Source organism: Parabacteroides sp. 20_3 (genome assembly GCF_964238835.1).
GTDB classification, from domain to species: domain Bacteria; phylum Bacteroidota; class Bacteroidia; order Bacteroidales; family Tannerellaceae; genus Parabacteroides; species Parabacteroides distasonis.
In genome coordinates, this window is sequence record NZ_CAXSNO010000011.1 from 45,534 (window position 1) to 65,863 (window position 20,330).

A 20,330-nucleotide genomic window follows, 5' to 3' on the forward strand; every position below is an offset into this window, starting at 1 on the left:
ATAAGAAAAAGACCTCATCCTTTTGGATGGGGTCTTTTTTTATATCCCACCATCCAATCCTACATTTGATAAAAGCGTAACAGCTTGAAATAAATATTGATTATCAATGATTTTTCATGAAATAAATTCGTAGATTTGCAAAATCTAATAAAGTTGTTGTAAATATTAATCAAATAGGGTAAAGAAATTATGAGATCACAAATCTGGAAACAAATGGTGTGGGTATTTTGTCTGCTCTTTCTAATGGGATCATGCGTTAAACATGACATTTTTCAAGGAGAAGACCCCACGGTAGATCCGAAAGAACCTACCAAAGAAGAAGAAGATTACATAGCCCAGTTCGAGAATTTCGAGAACATACAGGTTAACATATCTTCTCAGCATGAAGGGACCGTATATTCTATTTATTACGAATATCCTTATGAAGAGGGCGCTTTAGTCAAGGAGTCTTATTTAAGTGGTAAAACTCCGATCCATATGGCCCTGGAAGTACCTACACACGTAAAGAAACTCTATATCCTAAGAGGAGATGGGGAACTTATCGAGAGTGATGTAAAGGACATCACGATCGGCAGCGATACCAAAAGTAGTTTACGGGCTACAAGTGCGATCAGTGATGAAGTCCTTCATTTGATCAATAACAAATACTTTCCAGAAAAGGCATACAATGTAAAAAGCGAGGATTTATATAGATGCTCTGATCTAAAAATCACGGAAACCGTTTTTACCAGTAGCTTTGAGAAAGCGGATATTTGGCTGACCTATATAAGCGATGGAGGAATGTCCAAAGACAATATGTATGGTAAAATTTGGTTCTATACATATCCCTTCGAGAAGATGGAGAATCTCACTTTAGACGACTGCACCTTCTATGGAAAGACTAATGGCACCATCCAAGTCATTGACTTCAATATGATCAACCAAGGCGAGAATTATATCTTTTACTCCAAAGAGGAACAGCCAAAGGCTAAGACAGGAGAATATACCCGAATCCCCCTAGGAAGATTCGACAAGGGGCTCAACGTCGGCTTCGTATATCGAGGCACAGACCGTCCACAGTTCTCCACTCCGGCATTAAATGGGCCGGATAACAATAAAGTACCAGATAATGGGACATTCTCCCATAATTACGTAGGCCATACCTTAAAATATGGTAATTCCTCTTTCAAAATAGAGAAAAACGTAGCAAACGGCTTCATTCACCACATTCAAGAAGGTGATTTTGAAGGAAATGTACTGGGAATGGAAAATCGCTGCCCAAACTATAGGGCCTATGATGGAGACTACAACGATATGCTTTGTCTAATCGAAAGTAATCCCGTTGCCATCGAGCCGGCAGAGCCGGTAACCCCTCCCGTCATAGAATCGCAAACGAACAAGAAAGGATTCCTCTTGTTCGAAGATAATTATCCAAACCAAGGCGATTTCGATTTCAATGACGCTGTCATATATTATAGCATCACAGCATATACCGATAAGAGTACCGCAGATGTTTATGCCCAGTTACTGGCTAAAGGCTGTACATTCCACAACCAATTTGGATTTAAGGACGCCAATGGACTAACTCCCTTTTTCTCCGATGTCAATGGATATGTCAATGTGAGAAAATTCGACAAGGAACCGGAAAGTGGGATTACAAAGACATTAACATATAGCTCAACTCAACTGATCATGCCTTACATTGATAACGGGAAGGGACCGGTAAGTAAAAACGTAAAGAATACGGATCTATACCCATATGTGTTGGATATCCCTTATTCGGAAAATAAACCTTTCCATTGGTGTATAGAGAATAAGAGTATTGACGATGCCTATAATTTTGATCAGGATTACCGCAAAGCGCACGGAGATTGGTATGAGACTCCTAAAGATGAATCGCTTGTAATAAAATTCACGACTTCGGATGAAGAGAAGAAAGATCCGGAAAATAAAGAATGAAGTTGCGCAAACCCATTGAAGGATCTCTAAAATCCTATAACAAGTAAAAACGGCGGCCTTTTTAAAAGGTCGCCGTTTTTATATTTATTCAATAGAAGAATTTATCTACCTTGGCGCTTACGCTCTGTCTCATCCAAAATGATCTTACGCATACGCATATTATTCGGGGTGATCTCTACGTACTCATCGCCCTTGATGTACTCAAGCGCATCCTCTAGGCTGAATACGACAGGAGGAGCCAAGGAAACTTTGTCGTCCGAACCAGAGGCACGCATATTCGTCAACTTCTTGGATTTGGTGACATTTACCACCAAGTCATTGTCTTTGGTATGCTCTCCGACCACCTGTCCAGCGTAAACCTCCTCGCCCGGGGCGATGAAGAAACGCCCGCGGGATTGCAAGTTATTCAGGGCATAAGCGAAAGCCTGACCTGTCTCCATAGCGATAATCGAACCATTCATACGTCGTTCAATATCACCCTTCCACGGTTGATATTCCAAGAAACGGTGTGCCATGATAGCCTCACCGGCAGAGGCGGTCAATACGGCGTTGTTCAAACCGATAATACCACGGGAAGGAATCGTGAACTCTAAGTGCATACGACCATTCTTGCTTTCCATCATGGTCATCTCGCCCTTACGCTTCGTTACCATATCGATAATACGGCTAGAGCATTCCTCCGGAAGATTCACCGTCAATTGCTCTACCGGCTCACATTTCTCACCATCGATCTCCTTGATGATAACTTGAGGCTGACCTACCTGCAACTCGTATCCCTCACGACGCATCGTCTCGATCAATACAGACAAGTGAAGCACACCACGACCATATACCAACCAAGAATCAGCGGAATCAGTAGGAACTACGCGTAAAGCCAAGTTCTTATCCAATTCTTTCTGCAAACGGTCAAAAATATGACGGGAAGTAACAAACTTACCATCCTTACCAAAGAACGGAGAATTGTTGATCGTGAAAAGCATAGACATCGTAGGCTCGTCGATAGCGATCGTTGGCAATGGCTCCGGCTCGTTCACGTCGGCGATTGTCTCACCGATCTCGAAACCATCGATACCGATAATAGCGCAAATATCCCCGGACTGCACGGAATCAACTTTCGTACGTCCCAAGCCCTCAAATACATCCACTTCCTTGATCCTCGATTTCACCATACTACCATCACGCTTACAAAGCATGACATCTTGGCCCTCTTTCAACTCGCCACGGTGTACACGTCCTACGGCGATACGACCTACATACTTAGAATAATCCAAAGAAGTAATCAACATCTGCGGAGTACCCTCCAACATCTTTGGTTCGGGGATATACTTGATGATCGCATCAAGCACAGCCGTGATATCCTCTTTCGGCTCCTTCCAATCCTCGGACATCCAGCCCTGCTTGGCGGAACCATAAATAGTAGGGAAGTCAAGCTGCTCCTCGGTAGCATCCAGACTAAACATCAAGTCGAATACCATTTCCTGCACTTCCGACGGGCGGCAATTCGGCTTATCCACCTTATTAATTACCACGATCGGCTTCAAACCCAATTGAATCGCTTTTTGCAAAACAAAACGAGTCTGCGGCATAGGCCCCTCAAAGGCGTCTACCAATAGCAAACAACCATCCGCCATATTCAAGACACGCTCCACCTCGCCACCAAAGTCGGCGTGGCCCGGAGTGTCAATAATATTGATCTTATATCCCTTATAATTGATAGACACGTTCTTGGCAAGAATCGTGATACCTCGTTCCCGTTCCAGATCATTGTTATCCATGAACTGATCCGGTTCTGCCTGTCCTTCACGGAAAAGCTTACCGGCTAATAACATCTTATCCACGAGCGTCGTTTTGCCGTGGTCTACGTGCGCGATAATCGCAATGTTTCTGATCTTTTGCATTGAAGACTAATTTATTGGCTGCAAAAATACGATATTTTTACGATATATATATGACATTCATGCTTCAAAACACAAAAAAGATAGTAGAATCTATTGCAAATCAAAAAGGAATGCCTACCTTTGCGACCGCTTAGATAACATAGTATTAATTTATTAAAGTAAAAAGAATCATGTATTTAGATTCAGCGAAGAAAAAAGAATTATTTGAAAAGTATGGCAAATCAGCAACTAACACAGGTTCTGCTGAGAGCCAAATCGCATTGTTCACATTCCGTATCTCTCACTTGACAGAGCACTTGAAAGTGAATCACAAAGATTACGCTACGGAAAGATCATTGAAGATGTTGGTAGGTAAACGTCGTCGTTTATTGGACTATCTGATCAAGACTGACATCGAGAGATACCGCGCTATCATCAAAGAACTTGGTATCAGAAAGTAAGAAAAAGCTTATGCGAGAATATTAAAAAGGGCAATCCCAATCGGGAATTGCCCTTTTTATTTGCCTTAATCCTAGATATAATAAAATATTAATGTAAATTTGCGCCGTTTAGTATCAATTTATCAAACATTATAGGACTATAAATAACAAATCATACACATGGGAAACAACAAAATTATAGGCGCGAAAATTAAAAATATCCGGGAATCGAAACAGCTCTCTATCGAGGAAGTAGCCGAACGCTCCGGGTTAGGTATCGAACAGATAGAACGTATCGAGGGTAACTTGGATTTTCCATCTTTGGCCCCTCTTATCAAAATAGCACGGGTATTAGGGGTACGTTTGGGTACATTCTTGGATGACCAAGCGGAGCTAGGCCCGGTCGTATGCCGCAAAAAGGATAGCGAGGCCGATGGTATCGGGTTCACGAACAATGCGACACAAGGGCACAAGCATATGGATTACCACTCGCTCTCGCAAGATAAGTCCGGCCGCCATATGGAACCCTTCTTGATCGAGATCGCTCCCTCCGAGGAAGGCGAGGATTTCATCCTGTCCACGCATGAGGGAGAAGAGTTTATCTACGTATTGAGTGGCGTCGTAGAGATCAATTACGGAAAGAACACCTATATCCTAGAGGAAGGCGATAGCATCTATTATGATTCTATCGTGGCGCATCATGTACATGCGGCAGCCGACAACAGGGCTCGAATCTTAGGAGTTGTCTATACACCTTATTAAATCCGGCGTTTTATGGAATTACATAACAGAACCCTTGGCCAATGGCTGGAACATTGGGCCGAGAATACACCGGATAAGGAGTATATCGTTTATTCAGACCGTGACTTACGTTTCACTTGGAGCGAATTCAACAAGCGTGTGGACGACATGGCGAAAGGTATGTTGGCGATCGGTATCACCCATGGCACACATGTCGGCGTATGGGCGACGAACGTACCGGATTGGTTGACATTCCTATATGCAGGCGCGAAGATCGGTGCCGTATTGGTCACGATCAATACGAACTATAAACAAAGCGAGCTGGAATACCTAGTAGAGAACGCCGATATCCATACGATGTGTATCACTGACGGCGTGTTTGATGGAAGTTACGTGGACATGGTCTATGCCATGTTGCCGGAATTGAAGACCTCTCAACGGGGGTATTTGAAAAGCGAGCGTTTCCCACGCTTGAGAAATGTAGTATATATCGGACAGGAGAAATACAGGGGTATGTACAATACGCCCGAGATGTTGCTCCTCGGACAAAATATAAAGGATGAGACCTTAGAGGCTGCCAAAGCGAGAGTAAATTGCCACGACGTTGTCAATATGCAATATACTTCCGGTACGACCGGCTTCCCGAAAGGGGTCATGTTGACTCACTACAACATCGCCAACAACGGTTTCTTGACGGGTGAGCATATGAAATTCACCGCCGACGATAAGCTTTGTTGCTGTGTACCTCTCTTTCATTGCTTTGGCGTGGTATTAGCTTCCATGAACGTATTGACGCATGGATGTACGCAAGTGATGGTCGAGAAATTCGATCCGCTATTGGTATTAGCTTCTATACATAAAGAGCGTTGCACGGCCGTGTACGGCGTGCCTACCATGTTCATTGCCGAGCTGAACCACCCGATGTTCGAGATGTTCGACCTCACGTCGTTACGTACCGGTATTATGGCAGGTTCTCTTTGCCCGGTTGAACTCATGAAAACCGTGGACGAGAAGATGCATATGCGTGTAACCAGCGTGTATGGATTGACAGAGACCTCACCGGGTATGACCCACTCCCGTATCGAAGATCCGGCCGAGGTGCGTTATAATACCGTAGGCCATGAGTTCGAATTTACCGAGGTACGGGTTATCGATCCGGAGACCGGCGAGGAATGTCCTGTTGGCGTACAAGGCGAGATGTGTAACCGCGGTTATAATAACATGAAAGGTTACTATAAAAACGAAGCCGCTACCAATGAAGCGATCGACAAGGATGGCTTCCTGCATTCCGGCGACTTGGGCGTTCGTGATGAGAATGGAAACTTCCGTATCACCGGCCGTATCAAGGATATGATTATCCGTGGAGGCGAGAATATCTATCCACGTGAGCTGGAGGAGTTCCTCTATCATTTCCCCGGCGTGAAAGACGTGCAAGTAGCCGCTGTTCCTTCCAAGAAATATGGAGAGGAAGTGGGTGCCTTTATCATCCTTCACGATGGTGTGACGGCTACGGAGGAAGAGGTGAAAGACTTCTGCCGCGGAAAGATCGCCCGGCATAAGATCCCGAAATACATCTTCTTCGTCGATACCTTCCCGATGACCGGAAGCGGAAAGATACAGAAGTTCAAGTTGAAAGACCTCGGGCTGAAACTATTGCAAGAGCAAGGTATCACGCCGGCCTGACGATTTAGTGGACAGCTAACAGTTGACAGTTACTTTAAAATCTTCATAATGGGCGGCACGATCTTCCCGTGTCGCCCATTTTCCTAAAGAACGATGGACGGAATCAACACACTGCGTTACTCGGATTTATTTTTAGCGATGTATTTCGATGGCGGAAAGAGCTGCCTGCACCGGAATCATTCGCATGTGTTGGTGTATGTATATTCCGGAGAGATGGTAATCGACGAGAAAGGCCAAATCACCCGGTTACATAAAGGAGAATGCGCTTTCATCCGCAAGGACTTCAGCGTGCAGATGACGAAACAAGCATGGAATGGCGAGCAGTTCAAGGCGATCTTCTTGATGTTCACCATGAAGTTCCTACGCGACTTTTACAGCAAATTAGATCGAAATACTCTCCCTAAAGATGCCAAGCGAGATCAGGTAAGCCTTTACAAGCTACCGTCCAACCGTCCCGATATCGTAAGCTTGTTTGAGTCGATGACCCCTTATTTCAATTCCAAGATCCAACCGACAGACGAATTGCTGCAACTAAAAATGGTCGAGGGCGTTTATGTGTTGCTCAATACCGACAAGAATCTATATGCCTCTATCTTCGATTTTACCGATCCATGGAAGATAGACATACTGGAATTCATGGAGCGGAATTATATGAACGATATTTCCATGGAAGAAATCGCCAACTATACGGGACGCAGTCTCTCCACATTTAAACGTGATTTCAAGAAATGTAGCGCTCTCTCGCCCCGGGAATGGCTCATCCAACGCCGCCTTGAAGCCGCACACGGGCTGATACGTAAAGGGGGGCGTAAGGTCTCGGAGATTTGTTTCGAGGTAGGCTTCAAGAACCTTTCCCATTTCTCGAAAATCTATAAGATAGCGTATGGCGTACCGCCAACCGAGGATATATAATATTTATAATGGGCCACACAACAAAGCTATTTGAACCACATAACAAAGCCTCCATACCACTCCCTCCTTATCTTCGCGACATAAATAATAACAAAATGTAAATCAAATGATCATGACAAAGACAATGGAAGAGAAAGTAGCTTTAGTAACCGGTTCAGCGATGGGTATCGGACTCGCTTGCGCTGAAGCCTTCGCCAAGGCTGGATACATAACCGTATTGGCAGACATCCGTGAGCCGAGAGAACAGGTAGAGAAATTAGTAGCCGAGGGACATAAGGCCGTAGCGTATCGGTGCGACGTATCAAACACGCAAGCCGTAAAAGAGATGATCGACTGGATCGTAGCTACCTACGGAAGACTGGACGCGGCTCTTAACAACGCAGGCATACAAACACCGCAACGCCCAATGGCGGAAATCACCGACGATGAATTCGACCGTACCGTGGCTGTGGATTTGAAAGGTGTCTGGAACTGCATGCGTTATGAGATCCTGCAAATGCTGAAACAAGGCGGCGGCGCCATCGTCAACACCTCATCGCAAGGCGGAGTCACGGGATTTCCGGGGCAAGCGGCCTACATAGCCTGTAAGCATGCCGTTATCGGACTGACACGTACCGCCGCTATCGACTATGCGGCAAAGAACATCCGCATCAATGCCGTATGTCCGGGCGTTATCCGTACGCCGATGGCGGAAGACTTAATGCGGCGTGACCCTTCCTTGGAGAAGGAGCTGGTGCGCGACATTCCCGCAGGGCGGCTCGGTAAACCGGAAGAGATCGCCAACGCCGTACTTTGGCTATGCAGCCCGCAAGCGAGCTTCGTCGATGGCCACGCGCTATTGGTAGATGGAGCCTTCAGTATTCATTAAATCGCAAAACTACAGAGAGTCCAATACTGCAACGCCGTTGCAGTAACGAACCCACCTACCCCTCGGCAAGCCTCTGCCCTAGATGGAAATTCATAGATAAAGAACACCTACTATCAACGCTTTTTCGTACCTTCGCGTCTCAACCATTTATAGTATTAATTTATGTCACAATTATTTCCAACTAATCTGCCTTATAAAGTGGCAGATATGAGTTTGGCTGAATTCGGTCGCAAAGAGATCGAGATCGCCGAACACGAAATGCCGGGATTAATGGCGCTACGCCAGAAATACGCCGATCAGAAACCCTTGAAAGGCGCACGTATCACCGGCTCACTGCATATGACTATTCAGACGGCGGTGTTAATCGAAACATTAGTTGCGTTGGGAGCGGACGTTCGCTGGGCTAGCTGTAACATCTTCTCCACACAGGACCATGCGGCAGCTGCTATCGCGGCTGATGGCGTACCGGTATTCGCTTGGAAAGGCGAGACGCTGGAGGAGTATTGGTGGTGTACGGACATGGCGCTTCGTTTCCCGGAAGGTAAAGGCCCTCACATGATTGTTGACGATGGCGGAGACGCTTCCTTGCTGATTCACATGGGATATCGTGCAGAGAACGATGCGGAGACCATCAACCGCAAAGGCGGTAATCATGAGGAACAGGTAATTCTAGATACATTAAATCGTATCCTTCAAGAAGATAACAGCCGTTGGCACCGTACGGTAGCCGAGATGAAAGGTGTGTCGGAAGAGACGACCACCGGCGTTCACCGTCTGTATCAGATGATGGAGAAAGGTGAGTTGCTGGTTCCGGCTATCAATGTTAATGACTCCGTGACGAAATCCAAGTTCGATAACCTATACGGTTGCCGTGAGTCTTTGGCGGACGGCATCAAGCGGGCTACGGACGTTATGATCGCCGGCAAGGTGGTAGTCGTTGCCGGATATGGTGACGTAGGTAAAGGCTGCTCTCACTCCATGCGCTCTTACGGGGCCCGTGTACTCGTGACCGAGATCGATCCGATCTGCGCCCTGCAAGCCGCTATGGAAGGTTTCGAGGTTACGACCATGGAAGAGGCCGTGAAAGAGGGTAACATCTTCGTTACGACCACCGGAAACTGCGATATCATCACGATCGAGCATATGACACAGATGAAAGACCAATCGATCGTATGTAACATCGGTCACTTCGACAACGAGATACAGGTGGATAAGCTTGTCAACTATCCGAATATCAAGCACACGAATATCAAGCCTCAAGTGGACAAATATACGTTCCCGAACGGAAACTCCATCTTCTTATTGGCAGAGGGACGCTTGGTAAACTTAGGTTGCGCTACGGGACACCCGTCATTCGTAATGAGCAACTCATTTACGAACCAAGTTCTTGCCCAGATGGATTTATGGCAAATGGCCTATGAGGTAGGCGTATATCGTTTGCCGAAACGTTTGGATGAGGAAGTTGCCCGCCTACACTTGGAACGTATCGGCGTGAAATTATCTACATTATCACAAAAGCAAGCTGATTATATCGGCGTACCGGTAGAAGGACCGTACAAGGCTGATCATTACAGATACTAATTAATTGAAGATTGAAAGTTGAGAATTGATAATGAAGGGAGGGCAGCTCCTGTAGTTCTCGATTCTTAATTTTCAATTTTCAATTCTTAATTTTCAATTACCATGCGTTTCGCTATTCTCTCCCCTATTTATCCCTATCGTGGCGGTATCGCCCAATTCAGCGGGATGCTTTATACGGAATTAGTAAAGGAAGGTCATGAAGTAAAGGCTTTCAACTTCAAACGTCTTTATCCGGATATCTTATTTCCCGGCAAGACTCAATACGTAGAAGCGGGAGACCGTGCGATCGAAATCGAGAGCGTGCGAGTATTAGATAGCGTCAACCCGGTTAGTTATTTCAGTACCGTAAACGCCATTCGTTCCTATGCGCCGGACGTACTGATTATCTCTTACTGGATGTCCTTTTTCGTTCCCGGATACGCCCACGTAGCGAATCGGATGAAAAAGCATTGTAAGGTAATCACCCTTATCCACAATGCGATTCCCCATGAGCCGCGTTTCTTCGACAAGCCTTTAGCTTCGTTACTTTTCAAGCAATGCCATGGCTTTATCGTGATGAGCGATAACGTGCGGTATGATTTGCGGAAACTTTACCCGGGCGCTAAATATATCCAGAACCCACACCCGCTTTACAATCATTTCGGGAGTAAGATCAACAAGAACGAGGCGTGCCGGAAATTAGGAATCCATCCGTCCAAAAAGAATCTTCTATTCTTTGGACTGATACGGGATTATAAAGGATTAGATCTGCTGATAGAAGCGATGGGACAGCTTAACGAGGATTACCATCTCATTATAGCCGGCGAATGTTACGGTAGTTTCGAGAAGTATCAGGCTCTGATCGATGCATCTCCGGCAAAAGAACGTATATTCGTCCACTGTGAATATATCAGCGACGAGGAAATCCCCATTTATTTCTCAGCGGCGGATGCCTTGGTACTCCCCTATCGCTCCGCCACTCAAAGCGGTGTCGTATCCGTAGCCTACAATTACGATTTACCTATGTTAAGTACTCCCGTAGGCGATTTCAAGAACAGCATCGAAAAGCCGGGTACAGGCATCGTAGTGCCTGAGATATCCGCAACGGCCCTCGCCCAAGGTATCGAGGAACTTTTCACCCCCTCACAGCAAGCCACCATCCCTGCGAACATATCCAAAGAAAAAGCAGCCCTCTCGTGGGAAACCCTAACGAGAAAACTGCTCGATTTTATCAATAGCGGTTTCATCTAGTTGTAGATACGGGGCGTGCCCCGTATCTACAACCAACCGGAATTTATATCTCTTTTTGCTTTCTAGCTTTCCAAATCGAATATCCTACCGCACCAATCAATAACAACAGGATAATCAACGAACTAAAAGAAGTAATATAAGCCGCCGTAATATAACCTTGCGGTCTAAACTCAAATACGATCTGATGCTCTCCCGCAGGAACTAACATAGCCCTTAATATCCAATCCGCCCGGAAATGAGAAGCGGGCTTCCCATCAATCGTAGCCTCCCATCCCGGTTGATAATAGATCTCAGAGAATACCGCTAATTGCTCAGAATTCGTCTTCGTCGTATAAACTAACTTATTAGGGCGATAACTATCCAATGTTATCGTAGCGGTAGAGTCCAATTGAGGCGTGAAACCTTTCACCTCGTCAGCGAAACGTTTATCGACAACCGCCGTCGTTAACGGATTAATCGTATTCAACGCCGCTATTTCCGCATCCGCATTCTCCACGACCTCCACTTTATCCACAAACCAAGCGTTGCCGAAAGCAAACGGATTCCTCAAAGGCGGTTGCTCCGGATTATAGATAATATAACGTGTATTTAGCATATTCAAGGACGGGCAAGCAGCGAACGCCTCCATCAAATCCTCCGCGGTCTGCGCTTTCTGGAAAGCCCCGATAACCGAGTTAAGCTCTCCTTGCAGACGGTGGTCGATCAGTTCTTGGTACCGTCTCAGCTTCGCGGCGTAATAACCACCGACGGAATGGTGATAGTACGAGGTCGTTGTCTCCAAGAAAGGATTATTCAAATTCAAGACACGATAAGAAAGGTCCTTATCCTTCATGATTTCTTGATCGGCTACCGTCTCTTTATATACCTCTGTAGGTTTCTGGCGGATAAAGTTACTATCGTTCAAATACCGTTTATCCACCGTCCATAAGTCAACCAACATCAAGACCGCAACACCGATCCCTACGAATGTCGCCACCTTTTTCCGATCTTTCGAGGTATAGAACCAGAACAACAAAGCCGCCCCTAATAAGATAAAGACCAAAGAGCGCAACGCATCCGCCGAAGCCAAGGAAGCACGATCCATTAACAAGGCGTTGTAATACCAATCCGGCAACTGATATTGAGCGTCGAAAGAAGAACGGAAATCCAACAGCATACTCGGCATCAACCAAAGGATTAAAGAAAGCCCCCCCGTGATAGCCAAAGCAGCGATCAATCCTCTCTTCAACAAGGCATCGCTCACGGTCTCGGATAACACCTCTTTCAATCCCCATATAGCGATAATAGGAAATACCATACCCGGAATAACCAATGCCATCTCTACGGTACGGAACTTATTATACATCGGCAAGTAATGGAACATAAAGTCATTGAAGTTATCAAAATTACGTCCCAATGCCAGCAATATCAAAAAGACAGAACCTCCGAATAACCACCATTTCATCGGATTCCGGATCACGAACATTCCCAGAACAAACAAGAAGCAGACCAATGCCCCGAAATAAACCGGCCCGGAAGTAAATGTCTTCTCTCCCCAATAGGTAGGAGCCTGTACCTCTTTTCCGACTTGAGCGCCTTTCGCCCTTAATTCCTTATATAACTCAGAATCCGGGCCTAGCATTCCACCCGAACTTCCACCATAGGCATTCGGAACCAACAAGGTCAACAACTCCCCTTTTCCATAGCTCCAAGCGAACGCATAATCCTTGTCCAAGCCGGAAGAGATCTTCTCGCCCGAAGGGGTCGTTGTCGTTAATTCCGTAGCCCCACGGATAGAGTTCTGTCCCAAATCCCATTGAGCATACATATTCTGGGCATTCGGCAACACCGCCAATATCACGCATCCAGCCATAATAGCGGTTACCGTACCCAGTTCTTTATAAGCTTTTTCCTTCAGTTTATTGAACAAATATCCCAAATAAACGAAGAAGCAAAGTAATAATAAATAATAAGTGATTTGCAGGTGCGTATTCGCGATAGAGAAAGCGACACCCAACAAGAACACGACCGCCCCCCATAAATACTTACGCTTGAACAACAGGGCCATACCCGCCAACGTTAATGGCATATAAGCGATTACATACGCTTTCGTGACATGGCCGGCCTCTATAATGATCAGATTATAAGACGCTAAAGCGAAAGCGATAGCACCAGCGATCGCCAACCACCAATTTACGCCCATGACACACATCAAGATATAGAAACAAACGAATCCGGTAAACACCATCCCCGCATCCATATACCCCAGCGCTTTTAAAGGCTTCTCCACTAAAAGATATCCGGGAAATCGTGGAGCCGGATTGCCATATCCCGACACATAAGGCATTCCGCCAAACATAGCATCAGACCATGCGCTGAATTCTCCCGGTTGGGCCGTCTTCTCATATTCATCCATCTGGCTATTCCCCATACCGATAGCCTTTTCCGTATCCCCTTGCCGGACGACCTTACCCTCAAATACGGCCGGAGAAAAATAAATCACCGTCAATACCAAGAATACGGCTATCGCTGCGATATGTTTTCCCCATTTACTCATTATACTCCGCATAAAACTTATCTATAATTTATTGTTTATACTCTACCTTTAAACCATTTGGCAAAATAGAATCTCACGGCGAACCAACCATGCAACAGAATCGTCGACACCTTGCCATAATACTTACACATGACCTCATATCGCTCCTTTAAGGAAGCTTTCCGGTTCACACTACTTAACCCTTCCTCCAAAAAATTAGACAGGATCAAACGTGTATTATGTATTCTTTTCGATCGTCTCAGACATTGGATACACCAATCATAATCCGCCGTCAAACGGTATTCCGTATTATATAACGGAGCGATCTCCCGTTTTGATATAAACGACTGGTGACAAACCAACATTCCCATCCGAAAACTTTTCCAAGTCAGTTTCTCCGGTGCTTTCAATCTGCGCATCCCTAATGATCTACCCTCCGCATCAACGATCCGGGTTTCTCCGTAAATCACGTCTGGCAAAGATACTTTCTTTTTCAAAGACGCCACAATTCTTTGCACGGTATCTGCGGTATAAAGTGTATCCCCCGCATTCAGGAACCACACATAATCCCCTGTAGCCCGCTTCAATCCCTTATTCATAGCATCATACAAGCCTTTATCAGGCTCGCTTATCCAAGAAGCGATACCGGACTCATATTGCTTGATGATCTCTACGGTCTTATCCTTCGACGCTCCGTCAATCAATATATACTCGATATTCGGATACGACTGGCTAAGTACGCTCAATATCGTACGCTCCAACCATCGCTCCGCATTATAGGTGATCGTTATGATCGAAAATGTAGGTTGCTGATTCATTTCCATTATCTCTTATAAATTTCCGACTTGTCTCACACGATATTTTTGTAAAGGATGCTTAGGAGAAGACGGATATAATCTCTCTAGTAGCCCATCCTCTAACATTCTTGGTATAACCCGATTAATTAAATAAGAAGCCTCTCTATGAACAGCTTCCGCTATTATTTCCAGAGCTACATAATCCTCACAAACAGATAGTATTAACCTCGACAAATCCTCATAACGCATATATTTCTTACTTTCATCCTTCTCCAGTTTGCTTTCATCTTTTTGAGGCTTGCTTTCATCCTTCTTCAGTTTGCTTTCATCCTTTTGAGGCTTGCTTTCATCCTTCTCCAAAAACAGCAAACGGTACCTAGTTCCCCGGCCATTTCCTATAGACTCCAAAAAACCAGCATTGCACATACTTTTTAGTAGCTTTGTAATATTTGAGCTATGTTGGTTCAAAATATATTGAAGTCTTTCATTAGATACTTGTTTTTCAGAGTAACAAAGAGCCAAAACCGTGAATTGATCATATGGAATTCTTTCAATTTCCCGTCCAAACAGACGCTTAAGTTCTTCTAAGACTTCCTCTGGATACAAACTTTCCATCGGTAAATTCAACACCACCCGATCCGGGTGACTTTGCTCCTCCACAAATGGAGGTCTCCAATTCGCATTTTTCCAACCCATAAAAATCTTATTCACCCCACTTCCTGCTTTCTCAGAGAAGCCAATCAGCATAAACATCTTTTGCAAGCTCTTATTACGGCATATACTTTCACCTCCGGCATAATACTGGGCCTTACTCACTAGCAGTGTTCCGGGATTTTTAAATACATAACGATCTTTCCATTGTTCTATCGTTATATTTCCTTCCTCCATATAATCACAATGCACCAATGTATTTACAAATGCCTCACGTAAAGCGACATGTGTGGTAGTATCTTCCAATCTCACACCATTCTCCAAACGGAATGGCTTAGGCAGTACAGATGATAATTTAGGATACACACGCCGATAAAATTGAAAAAGATTCGCTTCCCAAGTTCCATCCATACAAATGCGATCTGTCCATCTAACATTCTCATCTACCGACATTTTTTCCTGATAATCCGGAAAATAAGATGGAGCACATTCATTATCCGTTATACTTTCTGTCCTTCCAAACATTAATATACCCGCTAAAGTAAACCCTTCTTGACCTGTTTGCCTATCTTGTCGATATCCTCCCAATTTTCTCAAAAAAGCCATATCATCAAGTGTCAACCAAGGGTGATCTGGCTGACGACTAGAAAGTAGCAGTCGATATTGTTTAAGTGAGTCCAAATCAATATCTTCCATTGAATAATTACATAAAATACGAGAATCTCTCGGATGTTCCTCATCCGCATCGGCAATCATTCTGCGAACTTCCGTATCCGTACATTTATAATCTCCCTCATTATTTCGTTTATAAGTATGTCCATTCAAGGGATTTCTTGTTAAATATACAGGACGTTGTGAACGAGATGCTCTCGGAACATAAATCAGCAAAAGAGATTTTCCTCTATAGTCTACCACTTGAATATTCTTGTCAGTAAGTAAATTAACATTAACGCAATCCGGATTATTCAATTGGTTACAAATGATTTGCCGATAAGACACAATTTGCTCTGGAAGAAGTCCCTCCACAAATAGTGCCCCATTTTTCTCCTTTATTCCCAGAACGATAGTTCCTCCATCTGTATTCGCAAATGAAGAATACGTTTCCCACACACTATTTGGGAATCCGGCACGAGCGGTCTTAAACTCTAAATCGACAGCCTCTTGACTACGTAACAAGCTATCCACATATTCTACAAAATCCCACTCGTCCACCTTAATCCATTCAGGCTTATGCTGATCGTCCATTTATTCCATTTTTCCACAAATGTAGCAATTTTCATTTGCTTTCAATCACTTACCAACAAGCATTCATTCTTACTTCGATATGCTGATCTTCTTTCACGCTATTTTCTCTTATTACACAGGCTCTGATACAAAGCTATATATTTTTCGGCAATAACCGATTCCCTATAACAATCATGCACCTTGCGGACGCAAGCCTCACTAAATCGGAAAGTCTCTTGGTTGTCAATTATCCACTTAATCCCTACAGCCAAATCATTTGTATCCTTATATTTAGCTACATACCCATTCTTCAAATGATCTATCATCTCCGGAATCCCTCCTGTCTCAAATCCCACACAAGGCGTACCGCATGCCATCGACTCCATAATCGTATTGGGTAAGTTATCCTCCAACGAAGGAATAACGAACATATCGGCACAGGCATAAGCGGAAATCATAGAGTCTTGATCCGATATATATCCCAGCGTATTTACCTTAAAAGGAAACTGGCTAATCAATTCTTCCGAGCTATTTCCCATCAACACGATTTCTATGCGATCTTGGTATTTCTCTTTTAGTTTTTCGCAAGCCTCGATCAAAAAAATCGCTCCCTTCCGGGTATCTGAAAGCTTAGCGGCGGCAAAAAGAAGAAGGAACTTATCTTCCGGCAGGCCGAATCGTTTACGGGCCACCCGCTTTTCCATACGCTTAAAGGCTGTCACGTCAATCGGGTTAGGAATCGAGGTAAAACAGGCAGTTCTCAACCAATTGCATTTTTTGGCCTCTTCCATTATCCATCGGCTACAACCGACAAATGTAATCTTAGATAACCCAATTTTCCCTTTCTCCTTAAAAACAGAAGCCGCTAAATCAAAAAACGGATTTCGTTTCAGCATCGGGCACTGATAACAATTCGATATATACTTCTCACATCCTCCCGGATAATGACAAATAGCCGTAGCAGGCCACAAATCATGCATAGTCCACACAATGGGTTTTCCGGTATTTACTAATTTCTTGATATCAGAAAGAGACAAAAATCCTTGATTCACCCAATGCAGATGAATCACATCCGCCTGTTGCACTAATAGGTGCTTCGATAAATCCGTGCCTGTATTGGCTATGGAAACTTGAAAAAGGTTCTTCTTGCTAAAGAAGTTACAGATAAAAACTATCAATCGTTCCCATATAAAACGAAAGAAGTTAAGCTTATATGAAATCCATGAATTATTTACCGAGAAAACTTTTACATGGTCTGTTTTCCGATCCCGTACTAACATAGAAACCTCTACACCAGATTTACCCAATGCTTTCGCTAGTCGGTTCGCAGCGACTGCCGCTCCACCGGTTAATTCAGAGGTATTTAATATCAATATCTTCATGACTTCTCTATTATTTTCCAATAACCATTTTTCCTAGCTCCAATGCGTTCAATCCAACCATGCTCTTTCAACTTTTTTATAAGCTTCCGGATATACTGCTCTGTCAAATCCAAACGATTTGCTAAATCTATTTGACGGATAGTAGGCTCCTCTCGCAAGATCTGATATACCTCCCGTTCCATATCCGACAATTCATTTATCCGCTCATTTATCCGCTCATTTATCCGCTCATTTATCCGCTCATTTATCCGCTCATGAGAAAAAGTCAAGTATAAAAAACCCATCTTATGCTCATATACAGGAGCGGATAATCCTTCTGCCAAGCAGTTGTCAATAATACGTTGTGTTCCCCGTCCCCAACTCTCAATAAAGCCAGCTTTGTAAAAAACATCCGCTATCAACTTATTATGAGGTCTAGAGGGGTGAGGACGAGACAAGTCCTCAACCGTAATATCGTGCAAACGAGCTTCATTCCCTATCACCAGCTTGTCCTCGTAAACACGTACCTGAATTTCGGAAGAAACAAAATATTCTCGATGGATAATCGAATTCAATAAGGCTTCCCGCAGAGCCTCGTAGGGATAAACCAGTTTCTCACGCCTATGAATCCCCTCATACGATATATAACTTAATAAATATTTCGTTCGCAATATATCCAAAGCCCGATCCACCTGCTGAATCAGATTCCCCTCGATAATATCGGTTGTCAGTACCTCCGTATCGGTAAGGAACTTTCCTATTTTAATACGAGCTTGTAACACATATCTCTGCACATTCTTTCCAAACAAGACTACAGCGGCTCTCTTGAAACGGCCTCCTACAACCAAATTCAACCGCTCCATCAAAGCCAGCAGATCCGTTTCCTGCTCGATGGAAGGAACCCGGTCTTTAGCCAATAGCTTAAAACGTTCTACCGTATCGGCATCTATGTCCTCCAATGAAAAATCCTCCTCGATCACACTTTCCCATGTCAAACCCATTTTCGCAGCCAAAAACATATTTAGCTGATTCCCTTGTAGCTCGGAAGTAACGCTTCCACTCCGGGTATAATACCGTCCATGCACGGAAATCGGCATGGCAGAAGGTTGGACTTCTATTTCCAAATATTCTTTACCGGCCTTCTCCCTCAAATGGATAAGAGGCATAATACCCGTTTTCTGAGCGATAAAGTTCGGCAGTTTCTCAATCAACTTCTTTGGCTGCTCTATCCCTACAACTTCTCCTTTATCATCGATACCGATATATAATACACCACCCTCCGTATTACAGAAAGCTGATATATAACGGGTATATTCGTCATGCCATGACTCCTTAAATTCGGTATGTTGGTTTTCTTTCATTCTATCTCCCAATGTTCTAATTTACGCCCACCGATCCATTTTAAGATTTCCAGTTCTTGCAAGCGAGCTAGATTATGCCTTATTCCACCTAACGCAGCGTTTGGCTGGTTTTCATAAAGCTCTTTTTAGTCGCATAAGAATACTCGTCACTCCAACTCTCCCCAAGCTCTATGTTTTGAGACTCGGTATTCATATGATTTTTAGGCAAAGTTAATATTTATATCCAGAGAATCAAGTTCTTTACATATTACCATTCACATAAAAAAGCAGAAGCCGTTCTATCAAGGAACTAGATTCGTCTTTCTCGCCTCAAGTAACAACTGATCCAATAACTCCTTCTTATCTTTATACATAAGGTATAGTTTAGCTGCGTTTCTTCGGCATTGCTCTCCTGTAAAAGAACTATTCCATATACGCATTCCTCCTGCGGATAATGATTTAAAACGAGCATCATACCATCCAACTTGAAGGCCTTTCAACCAAGCCCTCAAACAAAGTTCGCAATCATCAAATTGGAATGGAGCAAACGAAAAGTCAATGTGCATCAATTTTTCCATGAACAAGTTCTTATCCAACCACATCGGCGCCCTGTCCACATGAGAAACAAATAAAAAAGATTCTTTATCCTTTCGCTCCACAACAGCACCTAAACCGAATTTATTCTCCTCATCTATCACAAAATCAGAACCATTATTCCCTCCCAAAATAGCAAGTCGTGGATATTTCGAGAAATAGGATAACGCTTCTTCTACCCAATGAAGATCGTCAAAGTCATCATCATCTTGCAAAAGCGCAATATATTTCCCATTTGCGAAACGAATGGCTTTATCATACATAACATTTTCGTACAAATCATTTGCTCTGATCACAAATTCATTAGCCCGCTGCATAAACAAAGATAAAGCGTTCATATGTTTAAAGTCGGAACCGTCGTCTATAACAATGATCTCAGAGGAGGGCCACTCTCTCAGCTTCTTCACAATATGTATTACTTGGCGACTTTTATTATGAGACTGTATGATAAAAGTCACATTTGGAGTATTATTATAACCCTTACTCAGCCAACCATCATATGTTTTTTTATTGTTTTTAATATTCGTTTTCTTCACCAACGACCAATAAACTCTATCGATAAATAAACCTAATTCCAT

15 protein-coding genes are annotated in these 20,330 nt (G+C 43.9%); 8 read left to right on the forward strand and 7 right to left on the reverse strand.

Annotation, left to right across the window (positions count from 1 at the left end; all coding sequences use genetic code 11):
- Positions 1–189: 189 nt before the first annotated feature.
- Complete coding sequence (locus ACESPU_RS19655) at positions 190–1,938, forward strand: LruC domain-containing protein (RefSeq protein ID WP_195205655.1); 1,749 nt, start codon at positions 190–192, stop codon at positions 1,936–1,938.
- Positions 1,939–2,039: 101 nt separating this feature from the next.
- Here the strand turns inward: ACESPU_RS19655 and typA are convergent, their stop codons facing one another.
- Positions 2,040–3,836 (reverse strand): translational GTPase TypA, encoded by a 1,797-nt coding sequence (gene typA, locus ACESPU_RS19660; RefSeq protein ID WP_122369621.1) that lies wholly within the window; start codon positions 3,834–3,836, stop codon positions 2,040–2,042.
- 170 nt (positions 3,837–4,006) lie between these two features.
- Here typA and rpsO point away from each other — a divergent pair, with 170 nt between their 5' ends.
- The 7 genes from rpsO (at position 4,007) to ACESPU_RS19695 (ending at position 11,270) form a co-directional block, all read left to right on the forward strand.
- On the forward strand, positions 4,007–4,276 hold the full coding sequence (gene rpsO / locus ACESPU_RS19665) for a 30S ribosomal protein S15 (protein WP_005864132.1): 270 nt from the start codon (positions 4,007–4,009) through the stop codon (positions 4,274–4,276).
- 159 nt (positions 4,277–4,435) lie between these two features.
- Positions 4,436–5,017: a helix-turn-helix domain-containing protein gene (locus ACESPU_RS19670; protein ID WP_036613898.1), complete on the forward strand. Its 582-nt coding sequence runs from the start codon at positions 4,436–4,438 to the stop codon at positions 5,015–5,017.
- 12 nt (positions 5,018–5,029) lie between these two features.
- The gene (locus ACESPU_RS19675; RefSeq protein WP_158532919.1) at positions 5,030–6,679 is read left to right on the forward strand and encodes an AMP-binding protein; all 1,650 of its coding nucleotides are present in this window, start codon (positions 5,030–5,032) and stop codon (positions 6,677–6,679) included.
- 93 nt (positions 6,680–6,772) lie between these two features.
- Entirely contained in the window at positions 6,773–7,591 is an 819-nt protein-coding gene (locus ACESPU_RS19680; RefSeq protein ID WP_009018689.1) for an AraC family transcriptional regulator, read from the forward strand.
- Positions 7,592–7,703: 112 nt separating this feature from the next.
- Positions 7,704–8,459: a glucose 1-dehydrogenase gene (locus ACESPU_RS19685; protein ID WP_009018690.1), complete on the forward strand. Its 756-nt coding sequence runs from the start codon at positions 7,704–7,706 to the stop codon at positions 8,457–8,459.
- A 162-nt stretch (positions 8,460–8,621) separates the two neighbouring features.
- A complete protein-coding gene (gene ahcY, locus ACESPU_RS19690) occupies positions 8,622–10,040 on the forward strand; it encodes an adenosylhomocysteinase (protein WP_011966979.1) in 1,419 nt (472 codons plus the stop codon).
- A gap of 102 nt (positions 10,041–10,142) precedes the next feature.
- Positions 10,143–11,270, forward strand: a complete 1,128-nt coding sequence (locus ACESPU_RS19695; protein WP_005864127.1) for a glycosyltransferase — start codon at positions 10,143–10,145, stop codon at positions 11,268–11,270.
- A 43-nt stretch (positions 11,271–11,313) separates the two neighbouring features.
- On the opposite strand, the gene ACESPU_RS19700 is transcribed toward ACESPU_RS19695, so the two are convergent.
- The 6 genes from ACESPU_RS19700 to ACESPU_RS19725 form a co-directional block, all read right to left on the reverse strand.
- Entirely contained in the window at positions 11,314–13,818 is a 2,505-nt protein-coding gene (locus ACESPU_RS19700; protein WP_057326728.1) for a YfhO family protein, read from the reverse strand.
- A gap of 23 nt (positions 13,819–13,841) precedes the next feature.
- Entirely contained in the window at positions 13,842–14,603 is a 762-nt protein-coding gene (locus ACESPU_RS19705) for a glycosyltransferase family 2 protein (protein ID WP_009018694.1), read from the reverse strand.
- A gap of 12 nt (positions 14,604–14,615) precedes the next feature.
- Positions 14,616–16,478, reverse strand: coding sequence for an RNA-binding domain-containing protein (locus ACESPU_RS19710; RefSeq protein WP_373133608.1), 1,863 nt, complete (start codon positions 16,476–16,478; stop codon positions 14,616–14,618).
- Positions 16,479–16,576: 98 nt separating this feature from the next.
- The gene (locus ACESPU_RS19715; protein WP_373133609.1) at positions 16,577–17,839 is read right to left on the reverse strand and encodes a glycosyltransferase family 4 protein; all 1,263 of its coding nucleotides are present in this window, start codon (positions 17,837–17,839) and stop codon (positions 16,577–16,579) included.
- Positions 17,836–19,179: an ATP-binding protein gene (locus ACESPU_RS19720; RefSeq protein ID WP_217775702.1), complete on the reverse strand. Its 1,344-nt coding sequence runs from the start codon at positions 19,177–19,179 to the stop codon at positions 17,836–17,838. The genes ACESPU_RS19715 and ACESPU_RS19720 overlap by 4 nt, the downstream gene beginning before the upstream one ends.
- A 281-nt stretch (positions 19,180–19,460) precedes the next feature.
- The gene (locus ACESPU_RS19725; protein WP_057326732.1) at positions 19,461–20,330 is read right to left on the reverse strand and encodes a glycosyltransferase; all 870 of its coding nucleotides are present in this window, start codon (positions 20,328–20,330) and stop codon (positions 19,461–19,463) included.

Bases quoted from the DNA above. Each gene is read 5' to 3' on its own strand.
- ACESPU_RS19655 (WP_195205655.1), top strand. From the start codon at position 190: ATGAGATCACAAATCTGGAAACAAATGGTGTGGGTATTTTGTCTGCTC.
- ACESPU_RS19685 (WP_009018690.1), top strand. From the start codon at position 7,704: ATGACAAAGACAATGGAAGAGAAAGTAGCTTTAGTAACCGGTTCAGCG.
- ACESPU_RS19705 (WP_009018694.1), bottom strand. From the start codon at position 14,603: ATGAATCAGCAACCTACATTTTCGATCATAACGATCACCTATAATGCG.
- ACESPU_RS19715 (WP_373133609.1), bottom strand. From the start codon at position 17,839: ATGAAGATATTGATATTAAATACCTCTGAATTAACCGGTGGAGCGGCA.
- rpsO (WP_005864132.1), top strand. From the start codon at position 4,007: ATGTATTTAGATTCAGCGAAGAAAAAAGAATTATTTGAAAAGTATGGC.
- ACESPU_RS19680 (WP_009018689.1), top strand. From the start codon at position 6,773: ATGGACGGAATCAACACACTGCGTTACTCGGATTTATTTTTAGCGATG.
- ACESPU_RS19720 (WP_217775702.1), bottom strand. From the start codon at position 19,179: ATGAAAGAAAACCAACATACCGAATTTAAGGAGTCATGGCATGACGAA.
- typA (WP_122369621.1), bottom strand. From the start codon at position 3,836: ATGCAAAAGATCAGAAACATTGCGATTATCGCGCACGTAGACCACGGC.
- ACESPU_RS19710 (WP_373133608.1), bottom strand. From the start codon at position 16,478: ATGGACGATCAGCATAAGCCTGAATGGATTAAGGTGGACGAGTGGGAT.
- ahcY (WP_011966979.1), top strand. From the start codon at position 8,622: ATGTCACAATTATTTCCAACTAATCTGCCTTATAAAGTGGCAGATATG.
- ACESPU_RS19670 (WP_036613898.1), top strand. From the start codon at position 4,436: ATGGGAAACAACAAAATTATAGGCGCGAAAATTAAAAATATCCGGGAA.
- ACESPU_RS19725 (WP_057326732.1), bottom strand. From the start codon at position 20,330: ATGGAATTAGGTTTATTTATCGATAGAGTTTATTGGTCGTTGGTGAAG.
- ACESPU_RS19675 (WP_158532919.1), top strand. From the start codon at position 5,030: ATGGAATTACATAACAGAACCCTTGGCCAATGGCTGGAACATTGGGCC.
- ACESPU_RS19695 (WP_005864127.1), top strand. From the start codon at position 10,143: ATGCGTTTCGCTATTCTCTCCCCTATTTATCCCTATCGTGGCGGTATC.
- ACESPU_RS19700 (WP_057326728.1), bottom strand. From the start codon at position 13,818: ATGCGGAGTATAATGAGTAAATGGGGAAAACATATCGCAGCGATAGCC.